The following is a 19,059-nucleotide window of genomic DNA, read 5'->3' as shown; positions in this document are numbered from 1 at the left end:
CAATGTTGATTAACTTAATGAGTAATCATTTGAGTGGAGTGAATCAACCTATTGCTTGGTTTAACAGTACCAACACTGTACCCCATTAGTATTAGTATTGAGTTAGCGAAGACGTATAATGACACTATCACATGCCCCATCATTAGTAATGCTGCTCCAACAGCAATTAGGGCTATTATTGATAAGCGTTCAATAAGGAACTTCTGCCTTAATAATGCCTTCGAAGCCTTAGGTGTGTATAACCATGGTAAGTCACTTAATAGGGCCTTAGCTAAGTATATCATTAGCGGGAACGCTAACGCATACATGGTTAACCCACCAATAACAAGTGACTTAAATAAGTCCCAATAACTGTAATTCATCCTTCTCCCAACCATAATTATTAGAATTAATAATGCTGCCCCAACTACATCAGTGAGTACTGAGAGTACCAGTATTGGTAATGGTGGTATCAGTATATTGAATACCTGCATTATTATCATTGTTATTATTGAGATAACGCCTAAGTACACTAACGGGTACTTAAGTAACCATAGGTAGGCATCCACCTTATCAACAAGGCTCCTGTTCCTTGACTTAAGTATCTTAGTGAAGTACTTCTTAAGAGCCCACATGTCATTGGTGGCCCATCTTATTGTCTGGGATCTGAACGCATCATACGTACTCGGTATTTCAGTTAATACCCTCTCATTCATTACCCCTATCCTACCACCCATTAACCATATTCTTAGGGCTACGTCAATGTCATCGGATTTACAGTAGCATAACCCATTAATCCTATTAAAGAAATCCCTCCTAATCAGGAGATTATTACCTATAATCATGTAGAAACCCCTCTTAAACCTAGAGAGAGCCCTACCAACTATCTGAACTTCACTAAGTGTATTGAATAAAATCATTAGAGGCCAGCTAAAGTTATTAGGCACCTTGGGTACACCCAGGAATGGTGCTCCAACGGCATCGTATCCCTCATTAAGGTAACTTAAGGCAACCTTCAGGTAATTCCTCGGTAATATCGTGTCCACGTCAAGTATCAGTAGAACATCTCCTCTGGCTAATTTAGCGGCCTCATTAATTGCACCACCCTTGTAGCCTACTGGTTTACTCCTCCAGTTAACTATCGTTCGTAATCCATAGGTCTTACCTATTCTCTCCACTGAATTCTTAATTAAATTAGCTGTGGCTTCATCATCATCAGTGGCCACTATTACTTCAAGCTTATCCCTTGGGTAATCGAGGCCAGTAATCCTCTTAACAGCATCCTCAATGGCGTCAATCCCCTCCCCCCTGACTGGTATTATTATTGAAACTAAGGGTAACCAATTAATGTTACTAATGTGTGTTGGTTTAGCGTCCCTCATTACCCTTAACCTAGCGTAAGCGGAATGTATCATTATTAGTAATTGAGCAAGCACAATCACCATGAATACTGCGTAAATTATGTATGTGATTAATATGACTGGTACATAACCCTTAGGTACTGGCTTAGTGGCTATTCCAATGGTTGAATTTGATTGAGTGTAATACGTTGAATTATTCAACACCACGTTTATTGCACTTATATATTGGTCAAACCTTAATTCAATATTCTCAATTATTTTGCTGGTATTAAATTCAATAATTCTACTTATATTACTAAGCAGTATTTGGCTTTGCGTGGTAGTATTAGCAATCATTATGGGTTTTATGTTTAAAGGTTTAATAAATATTTCTACATTAATAATTAAGTTTCAGGAACCTTAAGTACAATTCCATAATGGTATTGGCTTACCCTACTAACTTGAATTGGTTTAAACTCCTTAAAAGCCTTAATGTAATCATCCTCACTTAACCTAATATCCACAGGCGGTCCCATTGGTGTCTTCTCCTTAACCCAATCAATAATAATCACCTTACCACCGGGCTTAATCACTCTCTTAATCTCATTCACCACGGACTCCTTATTATCCATATCGTGGAATGAGAAGGCTAGGAGGACAACGTCAATGGAGTGATCAGGTATTGATAATGAATCAGCGTTCTCGTTTAGGAAAACCACATTACTTGACTTAATGCTTCTCCTAGCCTCATTAATGGCATCCTCATTACTATCCACGCAGTAAACCAGTGATGCAATGGGTGCTATTACACTGGTGAATCTACCTGTTCCACACCCAATATCAGCAACAACACTGCCTGCATTAACATTACCCTTAATGAAGTCCACTATTGTTGACACGGTAACGCCACCATGCATACTATTCATTAATTAAACATATTTGTGATGATTTTTAAGCGTTAACTTACTGGAGGAATTAATTAATAATTGAGTTAATTAAAGTATCCTTAATGAATGGGGTTCCTAATTATCCCTCTTGCCTTCAATAAACTCAATTAACCAATTATAAGCCTCATCAGGTGGCGCATGCATTGGTGGGTTCTTAAAGGCCCATGCAGCAACACTATATATTGGACCAGCTACACCCCTATCTAATGCAACCTTCATTAACCTCAATACATCAACCATAACGCCTGCGTTGTTCCATGGATCATGAACCTCAAGGCTAACCTCAATCTTAACTGGAACACCAGCAAAGCCCTGTGCCTCAATGAACATGTGGGCTCTCTTCCTACCACCCAGGAAGCCAACGTGCGCCACTGGTGTTATGTAGGCGTCGAAGTCCTGTTCCTTAACCATCTTCTTAACCGCAGCCGTCTTAGTCTTCTCCTTCTGCCCCTTCCTATAATTCAAGTTGAGGAAGTCAGGTGTTCCACCAACGTTAAGTTGATACGTACCCACCACCTTTAACCCCCTTAATGATAGTAGGTGCATTATTGTTTTATGAAGCACAGTGGCCCCTAATTGATTCTGAATATCATCACCAAGCAGTGGTAGACCAGCCTTAGTGAACCTAGCCTGCCACTGCTCGACGGTGGCTATTTGAGATGGCATGGCATTCACAAAGCCTACACCAGCCCTTAATGCAGCCTCAGCGTAAGCCTCAGATGCCTTCTGGGCACCTGTGGGTAGGTAGTTAATTAGGATTTCGGAATTTGTGGATTCAAGCTCCTTAACAACATCATCAACCTTAGCCTCAACCACAGGTATATGTGATCCAGCTAGTTCAGGGGCTATGCCGTCCAGTAATGGTCCTGGCTTAACGATTACTCCAGTCTTATCAACGTCGATTATTTTTAATGCATTATTCGGTGGGGTGAATATTGCTTCAGCCAGATCCTTACCAACCTTCCTGGCGTCAACATCAAAGGCCGCGGTGAACTTAATATCACTAATACTGTACCCGTTTATCTCCTTAAATGTTACGCCGGTTGCGTCATTAGTTAACCTATAGTACTGAACCCCTTGAACCAGGGCGGAGGCGCAGTTACCCACACCTGCTATTGATACCTTTATATTACTCTTCATTAATATGCTATATTAACAGCCGTTAATAAGCTTTGCCTAAATGATTAAACGTAAGCGTACTCATCCCTAGTTAAAACCTCCGCACCGTTCTCAGTAACGAGAACCATGTTCTCAACCCTAATCCCACCCACATCCTTAATGTATATGCCTGGCTCAATGGTAATCACATTACCCTCCCTCAATACGTCATTGCTGCTAGGTCCAATTGCTGGCCTTTCATGAACCTCAACACCCACCCCATGGCCAAGGCTATGTATGAAACCCCAGGCGAAACCATACTCACTAATCACTCCCCTAGCCGCTGCATCAACATCACTTGCCTTAACTCCCGGTTTAATAATGCTTATTGCTCTTCTTGAAGCCTCAATAACCGCATTGTAGGCGTCCTTAAGCTTACCCTCAAGTGACCCAGTTACTAATGTTCTAGTTAAGTCTGAGCAATACAGCCTATACCGTGCACCAATATCAATTACCACGGTTTCATTAACACCTATACGCCTATCACTATGCGTATGGTGGGGTTTAGCTGCATTCGGCCCTGAGCCAACTATTGGATTAAAGGCAGCCTCATCCCCACCATAGCTTATTAACCCATGGTAAATGTATGCCGCTAAATCCCTCTCACTCATTCCAGTAATCCTCATGCCGTATAATTCCTTTAACACTTTGAGGGTTATATTAATTGCACCCTTAATTAACTCAACCTCCTCAGGGGTTTTAACAGCCCTAGCCTCAAGAATATCCGCTGAGGCGTCAATAGGCTTAGCGTTAACGGTATCAAGGGCCTTCCTAATGAATTGTCTACTTGAATCATCAATTAGAATGCTTGAACCTGGTTTAATCCATGAGGCTATTACTTTAATTAACTCATCGGAACCCCAAATCACGTCACCCTCTATGGGTAATTTATAACCTGAATAAGCAACCACATCAGCCTTACCATTAACCAACTCCCTAGCCCTCTCCCGATCCAGTAATGGTGCAATAACCTTAATTACCGAGTCATCAATATAAGCCAGTAACCCATCCTCATAACCTAGTAGGTAACCCATGTTGCTTGGGTTAGTTAGAATCAATGCCGTAGCCCCCTTATCCTTAATAAGGGACCTTACTCTACTTAACTTATCCCCAATCATATACTAACTATTCAGGCTTAGTGTTTTTAGTATTTAACTCTTTAACAGTAGTGAGTATGCTTGAAGCGCCTTAATGAGTAGGTTAAGGTCCCTCTTAAGCCTATTGTAGGTTTCCTCACTTATCTGTCCATTTGCCTTAGCCTCCTCAAGGTTCTTAGCCAGATTCTCCACGGTGTCCTGGGATACTACTGAGACGTCTATTGACCTTATCCAATGGTTCATTAGGCCGCTTTCAAGTTCATTCAACAGTCCCTTAGCCTCATCATACATTTTACTTAATTCACTCATAGCATTGTTTAATTCAGTGATTAACTTATTGTATGATTCATCATCAATTAACCCAATCTCCCTCTTAACCTCAACCTCCTCAATCTGCTTCCTCAGCCCATCTATCCCATTCCTAAGTTGATTAACCCTAGACTCAATGAGCGGGTACTCGCTATCCCACTCCTTCTTCAAGTCATTAACAGCATTCCTGTAACTGGCCCAAGCCTCGTCAAGCCTCTTAACACCCTCCTTATAGTGGTTGAACCTCTCCTCAAGAACCTTAATGAGTTCCCTATATACGTTAACGTACTCCTCCATTACTGACCACCTATTACGGCTAATTGAGCCTTTATCTTCTCGTAAACCTCCTTACTCACCTTACCTGTCCTATAGAGTTCCTCAAGCTTAGCCAGTGATAACTTAACCTTAGCAGCCTCAGTGCTCTCTGATAGAACCCTCTTATAATGCATTAATATTGATTCCTGAATCTTATTAAACATCTCCTTCATTTCACTGAGTTGCTGGGAAACATTACTAAGCCTCTTATCAACATACTCCCTAGCCTTATTGTAAGACTCCTCATCAATAATACCCGCATTCCTCCTATACTCAAGCTCCTTAATGGATTCCTCAAGGTTAGCCTTAATACCCTCAAGGGATGCTATGTACTGCATTATCAAGTGTTCATTCTTATCTAACTCACTCTTAGCAGTATTAGCCTTATCCTCGTAATCCCTCCAAGTCTCATCAAGTGCCTTAACCCTCCCCTGCATTGAATCAAGAATACTCCTCAACTTACTGACGGCTTCATCCTCAGGTTCACTAATGGCTGTCCTAACCGGCGCCTGTTGGGTAACAGTAACTATTGGCTTAACCTCGGTTGTAGCCTGCTGGGTCTGTGCCACAACCTGGGTTTCCTGGCTCCTCTGTCTCCTAATGTAATTAATGTATAATGGACATGATGGGTAATCCATGAAGCAGTACCAAGCCTCAGGATTAACGGTGCGATCCACCGCACCGCAGATGTAACCTCCCTCAGTCTTTTTAAGCAATGGGCAAACGTTTCTCATCAGATTTAAATAGATACCTTATGCTTATAAAAATTATGCTTAAGAATATTCAATTAAAAACCATGAAGATTGTTTAGGCTTAATGTTGAGTACTATATAAGTGAAGGTGCGTTTAACCCTTAAATAGGGGGAATTAAACTTAGCCTAAGTCCTAGTGAATGCCATGAACCGTAGTGGGCCACAGGGGGAGGATGATGAATTAGCTGAAATCAACAGTGAGGTGAGTAACTGCAGGAAGTGCCCACTGTACTTGAGTAGAAAGAAGGCTGTACCAGGTGAGGGTAATCCGAGGGCTGAGGTTATGTTAATTGGGGAGGCGCCAGGTAGGGTTGAGGATGAGACTGGTAGACCGTTTGTTGGTGCCGCTGGTAAGCTGCTTGATGAATTGCTTCATGAGATTGGGGTTGATAGGGGTAACTTATATATAACTAATGTAGTTAAGTGTAGGCCACCTAATAATAGGGATCCAACTGAGGAGGAGATTAATGCTTGTAAACCATACTTAATTAGGCAAATAGCCGTGGTTAGGCCTAGGAAGATAATAACCCTGGGTAGGCATAGTACTAGAGTAATACTTAGCCTCAATGGGTTAGGCTTCAGTGAGTTGGCTAAGGTTAGGGGTAAGGTGTTTAAGGTTAATATCGCTGGTGTTAATGCTGATGTTTACCCAACCTACCACCCAGCGGCCGCGTTATATAATCCATCGGTGAGAAACTTGATTAAGGAGGATTTAGCTAAGGCGTTTAATGCCAGTAAGGGTGGTTCAAGCATTTTAGATTACCTTAATGGCTAATAAGCAGCATGAGTATGCATTAACCCTAGATGGTGGGGCATTAAGTAAACTTTATAAGTAAATACTAGAGTAATACTGGTGGACTTTGATGAATTATCACTAGTGGTTACTGAACCATTAGTCAACTGGTATGTTAAGAGGCGTGGGGAGCAGTTAGAGAGGGTGCTGAAGAATGCTAAGGTTTACATGCTTCCTGAAAGATTCATGGCAAGGGTCTTCTTCGCAACAATAATTACAGCCGTTCTCTCAGTACCCATTGGATTATACTTAACCTACAACAGTATTGAGTCAATTATGGGTTCATTTAATTTAACGGTTAAGTCAATTACAGTTCTCAGCATAGGCTTAGTAATGATTGTCCTACCCTTCATAGTCTACGTAATGATGATGACGCTACCTAAGATGCAGCTCTCCGACCTTCAATATAAGGTTGACTCAGAATTACCCTTCTTCGCAGCGTACTTAGCCATGATTTCCCAATCAGGGTTAAGCGTTACATCAGCCATAGAGAGGTTAGCCAACATTAGGCTACTTGAGGCCATAGGCAAGATAGCTAGGGAAATAGTTGTTAAGAATAAGGCGATAGGCATGGATCCGTTAACAGCCTTAACGGAATCAGCGTTAAGCACGCCAAGTCACTTATTCCAAAACTTAATAATGGGTTACGTAACTAACGTTAGGACTGGGGGAGACATACTTCATTACCTTGAAATAAGGCTCAATGAAATAGTTAACGATACGCTTGATAAAATAAGGAGGGGTGCTGAATTCCTATCAACATTAATGGAATCATACATTGGGGCTGGGGTAATTCTACTAATAGGCCTTAACGTACTTTACCTAGCCCAAGCAATAACACCAACAGGTAACTCAGTGAGCGCGCTTCAGCAGGCGGTTAGTAATAATTTACTCTTCGGTCTATTGGTTATCCCAGCAATATCAGTGGCGTTCATATACCTTGGTGAGGTCTCAATATATAGGGTCCCGTACACTGACGTTAGGCCTTATATAGCGGTTGGTGTATCATCAATGGTAGCCATGGTGGCTCTACTAATAGGCTACAACACGGTGTTTCACGGTGACTTAGGCTACTCAATAAACGTGGGCCCGGTTAGCCTGGATTTCGCAACCTACATGGCGGTCGTCTTAATTATAGCCTACGTCCCAGCAGCGTTATATGCTGAGAGGGTTATTGCTGAGAGGCGTAGCCTTGAGAGGGCCTTCTCAGACTTCCTCAGGGACTTCACTGAGTTACGTAAAAGTGGCTTCACGCCTGAGAAGATTATAAGCACGCTGGCTGACACTAGGGATTATGGTGCATTATCCAGGTACCTTAAGGATATTAGTAAGCAGATTAGGTATGGTATACCGATTAGGGTTGTCTTATCGGAATTCATGAATAGGACAAGGTCCTATTACGCCAGGGTTTTCGCATGGCTGCTGCTTGAGTCAATAGAGTATGGTGGAGCAACCCCTGAGACCCTGGAGTCCCTTGCATCATTCTCATCCCTAATGATTAGGATTAATGATGATTTACTCGCAAGGCTTAAGCCACTTAGGTTCGTACCCTACATAGGGGCCATGATACTTACCTTAACCCTGGTGATTATGGTGTTCACCGTGGTTGGCTTATCCAGTGTCTTCCTGCATATTCCCCAATACTACGTTAACTACGTCGTAGGTAGCTTCGCCTTAACCATTGTGGTTGACTCATTCGTAATGGGTTTAGTGGCGGGTAAGCTGGGTGAGGGGGAGTTATCCGCTGGCTTTAAGCATGCAGTAGCCATAACGGCAATAGTACTTGTAATATACTTAGCTTCACCATTAATATCAAAGGTGTTTGTAATATGATCACCACCTATGGGGCTCAGCCTCACCAGTAATTATTACCCTAAGCCTCTCAACACCCTTAACCTCATCTATTATCCTAGCCACTGAATTTGGTACAAGCTCCCTCCAGGTTGAGTCACCCTTAATCATCATTTCCCTAATCCTAGTCGACACGTACTTCCCCCTATCGAAGATAGGCTGCTGCCTAACCTCAACCCCACCCTCCTTAAGCAGCATGGCTACGAATGGATTACCCGTGTAGGCTACTTGGAAGGGGGGTAGGTAGGATTTAATGTGGCTTAACCAGGCCGCGTTATTCTCAATATTAGGTACTGGAACTATTATAACCCTACTGAGGTCAACCCCACCCTCCCTTAACCCCTCCCTAAGCATCCATATCCTCTCCCCAACAGTGAAGGGGTCTTTCTCTATGTAATTGAATTGAGCCGACCCTAAAACAATTATAACTTCATCAACCTCACTTAAAATAGCCTTAATGGCCCAGACATGACCCCAATGCGGTGGTTGAAACCTACCTATGAATAGGCCCCTCACCATGACTGCGCTAATGCTTTAATTCTTATTTAAATTTTCCTTAACTCAATGCTTAAGGGAGCATTAGTAATTGGGCTTAGTGAAGTAAACCCACCCCCTATGTTTAAGTTCCCTTGAATCCAAATACACCCCATTACCCTCCTCAACCTTAGCGAAATCCACGAAGCCTAACGCCTTAAAGTAATCTAGGCATTCAGGCTTTACCGCTAATACGGGTAAGTACTCCTCACCACCATTAAAAACCACCTCCTCTACGCTTAATCCATATCTACGGCAGGTTGATTCCACATCCTTATTAACTGGTAGTGAGTAAACCCTAATCCTAACACCCTTACCCATTTCATACAATACCCTCCCTAATCCATCACTTGAATCCATTGATGCATTAACGCAATTAATCCTATTGCCTAATTCACCACTAGGTATCCAGGGCTTTGGTCTCCTGGTTAATTCAATTCCCTTAACCACAATCGAGTCATTAATGTAATTACTAAGTAAGCCACTGTACCAGAGTTTAAAGATTAACCCGGTGAAGCCGAATTCAGGTATTGTAACTAATACGTCACCTAACCGAGGCACCCTACCTATGGGTTTACCTGCGATTCCAATTAACGCAACGTCTAATACATCATCATCACCCTCATTTAAGTCACCGCCAATGTAACTGGCGCCAATAGCCTTAGCCGCATCATTAATACCCTTAATCAACTCCTCCAACTCAGATTCAGTATGATCTCCCCTGAGTGTTAGTGACGTGACTAGTGCTATTGGTTTAGCGAATTTAACAAGTAGATCTGAGGCTGCGCCAATGGTCATTCTCCAGCCTACGTCATAGTAGGTCATGAAGTCTGTCTTAGTTCTTGATAATGAGCCACCATCGATTTTAAGGGTAAGTAAACCCACGTTAGGTAACTCAACGTATGATACGTCATTATCAGCATTAGGGTACTTTAACTCGATCAGCGACTGCATTATGTTAATTAACTTATCTTCACCAAGCTCCCTAAGCATCACGGTGGCTTGTGGAAAATATCTTTATAAACACTTAGGGAATGCGGTTATTGTGTCCACTGAAGCATCATCTAATGAGCAGGAAGCCACACAGCAGGTTCAGCAGTCTCAGCAAGCAACCCAGGTTCAGGCTACGCCTCAGCAGGTTGTGCAACAGTTGAGGAAGCTTAGGTGGGGTATTGCTTACATTTACGCAAGCTCTAACAACACAATGATAATTATAACTGATTTAACAGGGAGTGAGACTGTGGCTAGGGTTAGTGGTGGGCAGGTTGTTAAGGCTGATAGGGATAAACCAAGCCCATACGCAGCCATGATGGCTGCCTACAAGGCGGCTCAAATAGCCATGGCAAGAGGCATTAATGCCGTTCACGTTAAGGTTAGGGGCCCCGGTGGGTATGGGCTTAAGGTTCCAGGACCGGGTGCTGTTGCGGCTATTAGGGCATTGGCTAGGGCAGGCATGATAATTGGCAGGATTGAGGATGTTACCCCAATACCCCATGATACCATTAGGCCACCTGGAGGTAGGAGGGGTAGGAGGGTGTAATTAGGTTTAAAGGTTGAAAAATCTTTATATATTTACTCTAACCACTTCTTGCCGTATGAATGTGAATGACTTATTATGGATAATTAACATAATACTGGTAGTGATTCAAACAATCCTAGTGGCATTTATTCTGAGGGAGTACTTAGATACTGGTTTCACACCTATTGGTAAACTACTGATTTCAGCGGCGTTCCTATTCCTGGTTCAAAGCATGATACTTCTATCATCATACTACTATTGGTGGACAATACGTAACACTGATTACCATATTGCCCTACCACTATTAGCATCAACGTTACTAAGCCTAGTGGGTTTATACATGCTGTACAGGATAAGTAGATTATAAAACTTAACTGAATCCCCTGCTCCTTATAGTGAGGTTATGAGTTTTAAGTGTTCCTCCTGTGAGGGGTGGAATGGAATTGATGCGAATCAGCAAAACAAGTGAAAACTAATCCTCTAAGGCAAGGCAATTCACATTAGTTTTTCTACCTAGGTTCACTGGCCTTTAATCATCATTATGCCATGGAAAGAAACAAAAACCCTGAAACTGAGAGTAATCTATGGAACTGAGGATTCAGCGTCTTTTAACTAGAAGAGTGTTTATCTACTACTTAACCACGTTCCTGATTTTAGCAGTGGGTGAGGTTACTGGTTACTTTATGTCGTTAAGAGGTATTCAAGTACTGAGTAAGAGTGAGTTACAGGAGCTTGAAAGCCTTGCACAGCATCCATCATACATGGTGATATTTACACATAACCTAAGCCTTAACTTAATCATGAACATACCGTTCATAGGTCCAATAATGTATGTTATTTTAATCGGATTCACAGGCATTGCACTTGGCTATATTGTAGTCAGTAGTATTGGTGTTAGCGTACTATACCTTATTTTAGCCTACGTTTCATCAGCAATACTACCTCATGGATTACTGGAGTTATTCTCATACTCATTATCAGCCTACAATTCAGTTGACGCCTCAGTGAACGTGATTAAGCGGAGGCCCTTAAACACGACCCTAATAAACTGGGTGCTTAGACTACTTCTATCAGTGTTAATACTTTTCATAGCTGCCTACGTAGAGTACCTGGAGTTAACAATCATGGGCGCGGTTATTCATGCGTAATACTAGGCTTAAGCTTAAGGCCATTCATGCGGGTTTAAGGGAATTCACTTTAAGGTACTTACTCTTCTCAATCGCATCCTCAATAGCCTTAATATCAATATTAATAGCCCACTACGCCGTAGCCTATAATCAACAATACAATGGTGGTTTAGTAAAGGTCTCGGTGGATTACGGGGTAATTACCTTGAATGGCGTTAAGGTTTCGTTTTACATAATTAACACAGCCTACGCCAGCATATATGGATTCCATGTTAAAGATAATGAATGCATCACATTCATTGAATTAACAGGTAATTTAAGGGCACAGGCGGCACAGTTATTGAATTGTACCTTAATTAGGGATTACCCATATGGTTACCCAATAATAATTAAGTTCACTAATTCAAGCAATACCAGTAACGGGATCTTAATTATACCTCAAAATCCCTCAGCCTACTTCACGGCTAGGTTATTCAGTGAATTAACCAACTACACATGGTTAATTTACGTGGTGTTCTCAGTAATTATTACCTTATCATCATTCTACATATCATTGAATTACCTCAATTACCTAACCGATGCCTTTAAGAGGCTTAGGTTAATGATTGGTGATGAGGCAGTTGCAGCAATAGCCTACACCCCACTGCTCACTGCGGTATTATACGTAATCATAGTGATTGCTGAGTATGTTTTAATTAAGCATGTGTTAAGTATGGAGAAGTTTATTAGTATTAATCTCAGTAGCCCAATCACGGTGTTAATGGAGCCATTAATAATAATTCTACTACCAATGTTAATGATACTGGTGATTTCATGGAGAAGAAGCTCATGGTACTAATGCTTAAGAGGGTGGTAGGTCATGTAGTCTCAGCGGCATTACTAACTGGATTATTAACATACGGTCTAACACTACTGGTATCATTAACCTATGCAGGGTTAACACTAGTGGGCATCCCATTCAGTATGCATGCAATAACCGGGAGGGGCTCCTTAATGCCATTCACCGGTATAGTGCCCTTAAGTGTTTCATACGCCCTAAGTCAATTAGGGGTTAGGAATATTCCAGTGGTGACCGCCTTGGCGTTACTTGACTATAGGCATGTGGTTATGATACTAGGTCTCAGTAATATCACTGGGTCAGTCTGCTATGCAGGCTCAATGGTGGGTATTAAGCCTGGGCTTCATTTATTAACAAGCTACATTAGGCAAGTCACCATACCAGTGTTAATCATTATTAAGGGTAATGAACCATACTTAATATGCAGCATGAACTTAACAGAGTCATTATCGAATACCGGCTACGGTTTAGTATCAATGATACTCATACCTAATGAATACTGGGGGAGGGCACTATGGTTCATTAAGCATGGTATTAACGTAACCGTGGTGAATAAGCTTAATAGGAGTGTTAGTATTCAGTACAGTTACCTAGGGTTAAGTTACCTAGTTAACTATGGTTCATTAAAGCCCGGGGTCAATGAAATTAACCTACCATTAAACTACTACATAATATACACAGTCATTAATGAAACCCCAGTACCAGTGGGTGAGGTGCCTAAGGACCTTAACATCACTGTGAAGCCGTTACTGAAACCAATAACACCACCTAGTTCCAACGCATGCAGGCTTACTATAAACGCCCCCCAGGGTTCAAACGTGGTGGTGTCGGGTAATCAAGGGGAATCAATAATCCTCAATGTTAGGGAGGCATTAAACTTAACCCTACCCTGCGGTTCATACGTATTAACCACTTATGAGGGTGGTGAATTCTCAAGCATTAGCATTAACTTAACTAAACCAATGATAGTTAACTTAACCTTAACATCATTCTCAGGGGAATTACCTGGCGTTGAGAATAATTACGCCGAGTACGCTAAGGCATACTTCAGGGGTATTAATGCTGTTTACGTGGGTTTCATAGTCATTGCCATAGTGGCGATGGGACTTACATTAGCTGGTCTACTGGGGTTGATTTCAATGACGAGGATGATTACTTGGACTGTGGCGCCAATTCTTTCATCACTACTTTACTTAACTAATGTTAATTACGTAAGACGCATCATAGGCCTCTTCACGGCCTTAATACTAATAATAATGAGTATCATAGCATCCCTCGCACTCATGATTACTAATAATGCCTATACAATACTAATAGTGAGGCAACCCCCTGTAATTAACCCGGGTATAGCGGTAATAGTTACTGGTGCAGTGGTGTTAGGCATATGGGTTATGCTTAATAGGGCATTAATAATGCAGGCTTAATCATGCTTTAACATACTTTAATTGGGGTTTGGGGGAGTAATTAAGAATACGATAAAGGACCCAATCCCTAGGGGTGTGGTTAATCAGTGTTGATGCGATACTGTAATATACCTAGCCTGTGGGCTTAATTAACATGAGTAGTGAAGCAATATCAGTATTAGAAATGAGGGTTCTGGATGCTAACACTGCGTACCTGGGTATTGACAGTAGAATACTAATGGAGAATGCCGGTAGGGGTGTTGCTCAAATAGTCTCCTCAAGGTGGCCGAACGCAGGTAAGGTGCTTGTTGTGGCTGGGTTAGGTAACAATGGTGGGGATGGTATTGTTGCCGGCAGATACCTTTACAATTGGGGTAAGGACGTGGTTATCATACTACTGGGTAGGGTAAGTGACATGAGGGAGGAGCCTGCCGCCACTAATCTTAAGATATGCCTAAACCTACTGGGTTGCAGGGTAATGGAGGCTAGGGATGAGTTGGAGCTGCTCTCCTACCAGGATTACTTCATTAAATGGGCCGACGTAATTATTGACGCAATCCTAGGCATTGGTGTTAAGGGTAGGATTAGGCAACCTGCCTCGGCTGCAATAGACTTAATAAACATGTCTAAGGCACCTAAGGTTGCGGTTGACATACCCTCAGGTCTAGATCCCGATACCGGTGATGTTGCGGATAAGGCTGTTAAGGCTGACTTAACCGTAACCATGCATAAGGCTAAGCGTGGGCTTATTGCCGATAAGGCTAAGCCGTATGTTGGTGAACTGGTGGTAGTCGACATAGGTATCCCGAAGGAGGCCGAGTTAATAGTAGGGCCCGGTGACTTGAATTACTTAACATACGCCAGGAGGCTTGATTCCAAGAAGGGTGATTTCGGTAGGATAGCCATAATAGGGGGTTCAAGGGATTACACGGGCGCCATAGCTTTAACGGCTTTAGCATCATTAATAACGGGGGCTGACTTACCAATAGTCTACGCGCCTCATGATGTTGCACACGACATTAGATCACAGACACCAAACCTAATAGCAGTGCCACTTGAGGGTGAGGTTTTAAGTAAGGATAATGTTGGACCAGTACTTAGAGGTATTGAGAGGGCTAATGTGGTAGCCATAGGTCCTGGGCTAGGACTTGAGAAGACGACAATGGAGGCAGTCTACATTATACTTGAGACCGCGGTTAAGTTGGGTAAGAGGATTGTTATTGATGCTGATGCGATAAAGGCCATTGGAATCGGGAAGAAACTTAACCTACTTAAGCCAGGCGTGGTGCTTACTCCACATGCCGGGGAGTTAAGGGAGTTACTGGGTATTGATGTACCTAAGCTTAATCCAATTGAAACCGGGCAGTGGCTTAAGGAGCAGGTTTCGAAATGCTGCCCAGGTAGTGTAATACTCCTTAAGGGTAATACTGATGTTATTAGTGATGGTTCAAGGATTAAATTAAACATGAGTGGTAATCCAGGTATGACAGTTGGTGGGACGGGAGACGTATTAACAGGGGTTTTAGCAACAATGCTTCATAGGGTTAATGACCCCCTTGAGGCTGCAGCCATAGCAGCATTCATAACAGGTGTTGCAGGTGACTTGGCTGCGTTAGAGTTAGGCTACCACTTAACCCCAATGGATGTGGTAAATAGGATACCTAAGGCGTTCTCAATATTCATAAACACTAAGGGGATAATTGAGGAGGCTTTACATAAGCCCTTAAGAGAATACTTGATTAAGCACCAGTTAATTAAAGGTGAATAATAAGCAATTATTAATGATTCCCTGATAAAAGCTCCATCAACGCCCTCCTTAAGCTTTCATTATTAGTGTAAGTGTTGGTTAAGGCTTCATCGTACACACCATCAATGAAAACAGTGTCATTTTCCACCGCTACATTGAACCAGCCAACACCCAGTGGTTCCTTAGGCATTACCTTAAGTAAATTCTCATATATCCTCCTAGTAACCCTCAGCGTCACTATGTCCATTAGGCTTAAGTTAACCTTAGCCATATATTGACCTGGATTATACACTGGGATTAATACGTAATCCCTGAACCTGAACTTTAAACCATTCTCAAGGTCACTTATGGTGTCATTAATCCACTTAATGTCATTACTTATTATGCTCTTAATCTCCTGATAGGGTATGGGTTTTAATTCACCATTATCCACGCCGCTTGTTTTAAATGACTTAATTAAACCAACCTTAGCTAATGCATCAACCCTACCTATTAGGTATGCTTCAATCCAAAGGTCCTTCTTAATCCTGTAGAATGGCAGTAGCATAGTTTGCTTGGCTTAGTAACAGTCTTAAATTCCTTATTCAAATAATAATGCATAAAATTCAGTATCCGGAAGGGTGTTTAATGATAGTGAGCGGTAGGAGTTTCAACAGTGGATTACCCCTAGGTGGAATTGGTGCTGGTGCAATAGAATTCTTCCCAGATCTCACAATAGGCAATGTGACTATAATGAATAATTGGTTAAACCCACTTAAGGTGGTTAGGGGATTCCACGTAGTACTACTTAATGAGGAACCACTCTTCCTTCAAACCAACCCAGGTAAGAATATTGAGGTTAAGCCGCAGTATAAGCATGTTGACACCATTGAGGTTGATGCCCAGTATCCTAGAATCAAGTACAGGTTCAGTAATTTACCGATTAAGGAGATCGAGTTCTATACACCCATTGTTAAGGGTAATCTTAAGGACTCATCATTACCATTAATAATAATTAGAGTTAAGGGAAATGGCACTATTGCATTCTCATTCCCAAACATAGTGGGTAGTAGGAGGTGGGGTCGCGTCAACTACTCCATAACAGGTAAGGTTAATGGTGTATTATTCAGGAATCTAAGGTCACTGCAAAGTGACCCAGCTTACGGCGAAGTCTTCATAGGTTGTGAAAAATGCCACACATACTCCGGCTACTCATACTGGGTACCCACTAGGGGTGGTATGACTGAGGATATCTCAATATTCAGTAAACTCAGTGAAGTAGCTGATGAGGGTAGGTACTCCATAAGGCCATATGCCAGGGAGGAGATTGCAGGGATAGTGTGGAGGAGGGTTGATGATGAGGCGTTATTCTTCATTACCTGGTTTTTTAATTCAAGACCATACCATTACCCATACGGCCACTACTACGAGAATTTCTTCAACTCAGCAGTTGAGGTGGCTGAATACGCCTTAGAGAATACCGGTTCATTAAGTCCCCTTAATATTGATGCTGATGGTTGGTTAAGGGATGCTGTATTAAATAGCCTATACGTGTTGACTTCATCAACGTGGTTAACTAAGGACGGTAGATTAGCTGTTTATGAATCATTATCAATAGCACCATTAATGAGTACCATAGGGTCAATGACCTGGGATGGATTATCCTTCGCCCTACTTGACCTTTTCCCCGACTTAACTGTTAAAATGGATGAATTACTGGGATTCTACATACATAATGGTGAGGTTCCTCATGATCTTGGGGAGGAGAGTATTGAGGATCCAATATACGGTGCCTCATACTTATATCCGTGGAATGATTTAGGGAGTACTTGGATTCTAATGATTTATAGGGATTATCTCCTAACGGGTAATGTTGAGGTTTTAAGGAGGAATATTGATAAGATGCGTGAGGTTATTGACTGGCTCATCAGTAGGGATTATGACGGTGACTGCATACCTGACTCAAGGGGTGGGTTTGATAATTCCTATGATGGAACAAACATGTATGGGGCATCCTCATACATAGCCTCCCTATTCCTATGCTCACTTCAAGCATTTATTAAGTCGGCTGAGGTACTTGGTGTAAGGCTCAGTGACCGTTATGAGTCATGTTTAAGTAAAGGCAGGGAGACGTTGAATTCACTGTGGAATGGCCGCTACTTCATGGCATGGAAATCAAGTGGCAATAGTAATGAGTCATGCATGAATAGTCAACTCCTTGGGCAATTCTGGTGCGATTTCCTTAAACTACCACCGGTGGTTGATGAGGATAAGATTAAGGTAGCCTTAAGGTCAATATACGAGCTTAACCACAAGTCATCACCCCACTGTCTCCCCAATTCAGTTAAGCCAAGTGGGGAGATTGATACTTCATCAGGGCAAATGAGGTCCTGCTGGCCTAGGGTAAGCTTCGTTGTGACTGCCCACATGGTGCTTAGGGGTATGGTTAATGAGGGTCTTGAGATTGCTAAGAAGGAGTGGGATACTATATCAAGGTTAGAGCCTTGGAATCAAAGCTCAAGAATAGACGCCATCGAGGGCAGGAACGTGGGCTTAGACCACTACATAGGTAGCGCCTCCCCATACATACTATACTTAGCCCTTAGAAGTAGTAAGGTAGAACACTACTCTTAACGTATTCTAGGACATTCTGCTCATGGTTAAGCATCTTCACGAAGGCTGCTTCAGGGTTCCTTGACTTTATTGCCTCATAAACATCCCCATGTTCCTTAGCCTCCTCAAGCCTTCTACTGTAACTTGTGAATATGTTAACCCTAACTATCTTGAGTTTAAGCCTAATCTGCTTAAGCGTAGTTGCAATGAACTTGTTACCGCTTGCCTCAGCCACAAGCTCATGGAATTCACCGTTTAATTCAGCTAACTTAACTGGATTAGGGTTGGGTTGCATAACCTCAGCCTTAATCATATCAATTGCATTACTCATCCTAATTAATTGACTATCAGTAGCCCTAATCGCCGCTAACCTAGCTGCCATGGCCTCAAGCGGTATTCTCTCCTCATAAAGCTGCACAACATCATCCTTAGTTATTGGGGTAACTATGTAACTTCTCCCATCCTTAACCACAAACCCCTCCCTCTCAAGTCTGGCTAAAGCCTCCCTAACAGGTGTTCTACTGGCTCCAAGCATTGAGGCGATTCTATCCTCCCTCAAGGCCTCCCCAGGCCTAAACCTACCCTGGATTATGGCGTTAAGTAATTCTTCGTATACCCTATTAACCAGTAGCTTAGACTCCATATACGCATCGGTACACTATGCAGGTGTTTATAAGTTTATATTTCAAATTAAGGTGACTTATCCCTTAGATTCAAGCCCATAAACCGAATTCAGTGCTCATTTAAACATTAGAAAA

General features: G+C 42.2%; 19 protein-coding genes. 9 read left to right on the top strand and 10 right to left on the bottom strand.

Translation table 11 applies throughout. The features are described from left to right. Positions 1–14 precede the first annotated feature (14 nt). From CMAQ_RS08505 to CMAQ_RS08480, 6 genes are all read right to left on the bottom strand, one after another. Positions 15–1,676, bottom strand: a complete 1,662-nt coding sequence (locus CMAQ_RS08505) for a glycosyltransferase family 2 protein (RefSeq protein ID WP_012186697.1) — start codon at positions 1,674–1,676, stop codon at positions 15–17. Positions 1,677–1,723: 47 nt separating this feature from the next. Then, positions 1,724–2,245: a class I SAM-dependent methyltransferase gene (locus tag CMAQ_RS08500; RefSeq protein WP_012186696.1), complete on the bottom strand. Its 522-nt coding sequence runs from the start codon at positions 2,243–2,245 to the stop codon at positions 1,724–1,726. Between the two features lie 96 nt (positions 2,246–2,341). Further along, positions 2,342–3,406, bottom strand: a complete 1,065-nt coding sequence (locus tag CMAQ_RS08495; RefSeq protein ID WP_012186695.1) for an inositol-3-phosphate synthase — start codon at positions 3,404–3,406, stop codon at positions 2,342–2,344. A gap of 44 nt (positions 3,407–3,450) precedes the next feature. Continuing rightward, a complete protein-coding gene (locus CMAQ_RS08490; RefSeq protein WP_012186694.1) occupies positions 3,451–4,542 on the bottom strand; it encodes a M24 family metallopeptidase in 1,092 nt (363 codons plus the stop codon). A 33-nt stretch (positions 4,543–4,575) separates the two neighbouring features. Then, complete coding sequence (locus tag CMAQ_RS08485) at positions 4,576–5,127, bottom strand: hypothetical protein (protein WP_012186693.1); 552 nt, start codon at positions 5,125–5,127, stop codon at positions 4,576–4,578. After that, entirely contained in the window at positions 5,127–5,822 is a 696-nt protein-coding gene (locus tag CMAQ_RS08480) for a V-type ATP synthase subunit I domain-containing protein (RefSeq protein ID WP_156769886.1), read from the bottom strand. The genes CMAQ_RS08485 and CMAQ_RS08480 overlap by 1 nt, the downstream gene beginning before the upstream one ends. 220 nt (positions 5,823–6,042) lie before the next feature. On the opposite strand from CMAQ_RS08480, the gene udg reads away from it, so the two are divergent. Both udg and CMAQ_RS08470 read left to right on the top strand, forming a co-directional pair. Then, positions 6,043–6,672, top strand: a complete 630-nt coding sequence (gene udg / locus CMAQ_RS08475) for a type-4 uracil-DNA glycosylase (RefSeq protein WP_012186691.1) — start codon at positions 6,043–6,045, stop codon at positions 6,670–6,672. A 78-nt stretch (positions 6,673–6,750) separates the two neighbouring features. Continuing rightward, positions 6,751–8,523: a type II secretion system F family protein gene (locus tag CMAQ_RS08470; RefSeq protein ID WP_012186690.1), complete on the top strand. Its 1,773-nt coding sequence runs from the start codon at positions 6,751–6,753 to the stop codon at positions 8,521–8,523. Here CMAQ_RS08470 and CMAQ_RS08465 read toward each other — a convergent pair whose 3' ends face one another. Both CMAQ_RS08465 and CMAQ_RS08460 read right to left on the bottom strand, forming a co-directional pair. Beyond that, a complete protein-coding gene (locus CMAQ_RS08465) occupies positions 8,524–9,060 on the bottom strand; it encodes a nicotinamide-nucleotide adenylyltransferase (protein ID WP_012186689.1) in 537 nt (178 codons plus the stop codon). A 60-nt stretch (positions 9,061–9,120) separates the two neighbouring features. After that, positions 9,121–10,068: a thiamine-phosphate kinase gene (locus CMAQ_RS08460; RefSeq protein ID WP_012186688.1), complete on the bottom strand. Its 948-nt coding sequence runs from the start codon at positions 10,066–10,068 to the stop codon at positions 9,121–9,123. 148 nt (positions 10,069–10,216) lie between these two features. Here CMAQ_RS08460 and CMAQ_RS08455 point away from each other — a divergent pair, with 148 nt between their 5' ends. From CMAQ_RS08455 to CMAQ_RS08430, 6 genes are all read left to right on the top strand, one after another. Next, positions 10,217–10,615, top strand: a complete 399-nt coding sequence (locus CMAQ_RS08455) for a 30S ribosomal protein S11 (RefSeq protein ID WP_012186687.1) — start codon at positions 10,217–10,219, stop codon at positions 10,613–10,615. Between the two features lie 55 nt (positions 10,616–10,670). Beyond that, a complete protein-coding gene (locus tag CMAQ_RS08450) occupies positions 10,671–10,961 on the top strand; it encodes a hypothetical protein (protein WP_012186686.1) in 291 nt (96 codons plus the stop codon). 217 nt (positions 10,962–11,178) lie between these two features. Further along, complete coding sequence (locus CMAQ_RS08445) at positions 11,179–11,742, top strand: stage II sporulation protein M (RefSeq protein ID WP_012186685.1); 564 nt, start codon at positions 11,179–11,181, stop codon at positions 11,740–11,742. Then, the gene (locus CMAQ_RS08440; protein ID WP_012186684.1) at positions 11,735–12,559 is read left to right on the top strand and encodes a hypothetical protein; all 825 of its coding nucleotides are present in this window, start codon (positions 11,735–11,737) and stop codon (positions 12,557–12,559) included. The genes CMAQ_RS08445 and CMAQ_RS08440 overlap by 8 nt, the downstream gene beginning before the upstream one ends. Then, complete coding sequence (locus CMAQ_RS08435) at positions 12,535–13,983, top strand: hypothetical protein (RefSeq protein WP_012186683.1); 1,449 nt, start codon at positions 12,535–12,537, stop codon at positions 13,981–13,983. The genes CMAQ_RS08440 and CMAQ_RS08435 overlap by 25 nt, the downstream gene beginning before the upstream one ends. A gap of 133 nt (positions 13,984–14,116) precedes the next feature. Then, complete coding sequence (locus CMAQ_RS08430; RefSeq protein ID WP_048063051.1) at positions 14,117–15,730, top strand: bifunctional ADP-dependent NAD(P)H-hydrate dehydratase/NAD(P)H-hydrate epimerase; 1,614 nt, start codon at positions 14,117–14,119, stop codon at positions 15,728–15,730. A 10-nt stretch (positions 15,731–15,740) separates the two neighbouring features. Here CMAQ_RS08430 and CMAQ_RS08425 read toward each other — a convergent pair whose 3' ends face one another. Next, positions 15,741–16,256 carry a hypothetical protein gene (locus tag CMAQ_RS08425; RefSeq protein ID WP_012186681.1) on the bottom strand — a complete coding sequence of 172 codons (516 nt, stop codon included), beginning with the start codon at positions 16,254–16,256 and terminating at the stop codon, positions 15,741–15,743. 80 nt (positions 16,257–16,336) lie between these two features. Between CMAQ_RS08425 and CMAQ_RS08420 the strand changes: the two genes are divergently transcribed. Beyond that, positions 16,337–18,322 carry a GH116 family glycosyl hydrolase gene (locus tag CMAQ_RS08420; RefSeq protein WP_012186680.1) on the top strand — a complete coding sequence of 662 codons (1,986 nt, stop codon included), beginning with the start codon at positions 16,337–16,339 and terminating at the stop codon, positions 18,320–18,322. Here the strand turns inward: CMAQ_RS08420 and CMAQ_RS08415 are convergent. Beyond that, a complete protein-coding gene (locus CMAQ_RS08415; protein ID WP_012186679.1) occupies positions 18,291–18,944 on the bottom strand; it encodes a GntR family transcriptional regulator in 654 nt (217 codons plus the stop codon). The genes CMAQ_RS08420 and CMAQ_RS08415 overlap by 32 nt on opposite strands. Positions 18,945–19,059: the final 115 nt, after the last annotated feature.

This window comes from Caldivirga maquilingensis IC-167 (assembly GCF_000018305.1).
Classification (GTDB): Archaea; Thermoproteota; Thermoprotei; order Thermoproteales; family Thermocladiaceae; genus Caldivirga; species Caldivirga maquilingensis.
The sequence above is the reverse complement of the archived record's forward strand: the minus strand, read 5'-3'. Positions and strand labels throughout refer to the sequence as shown.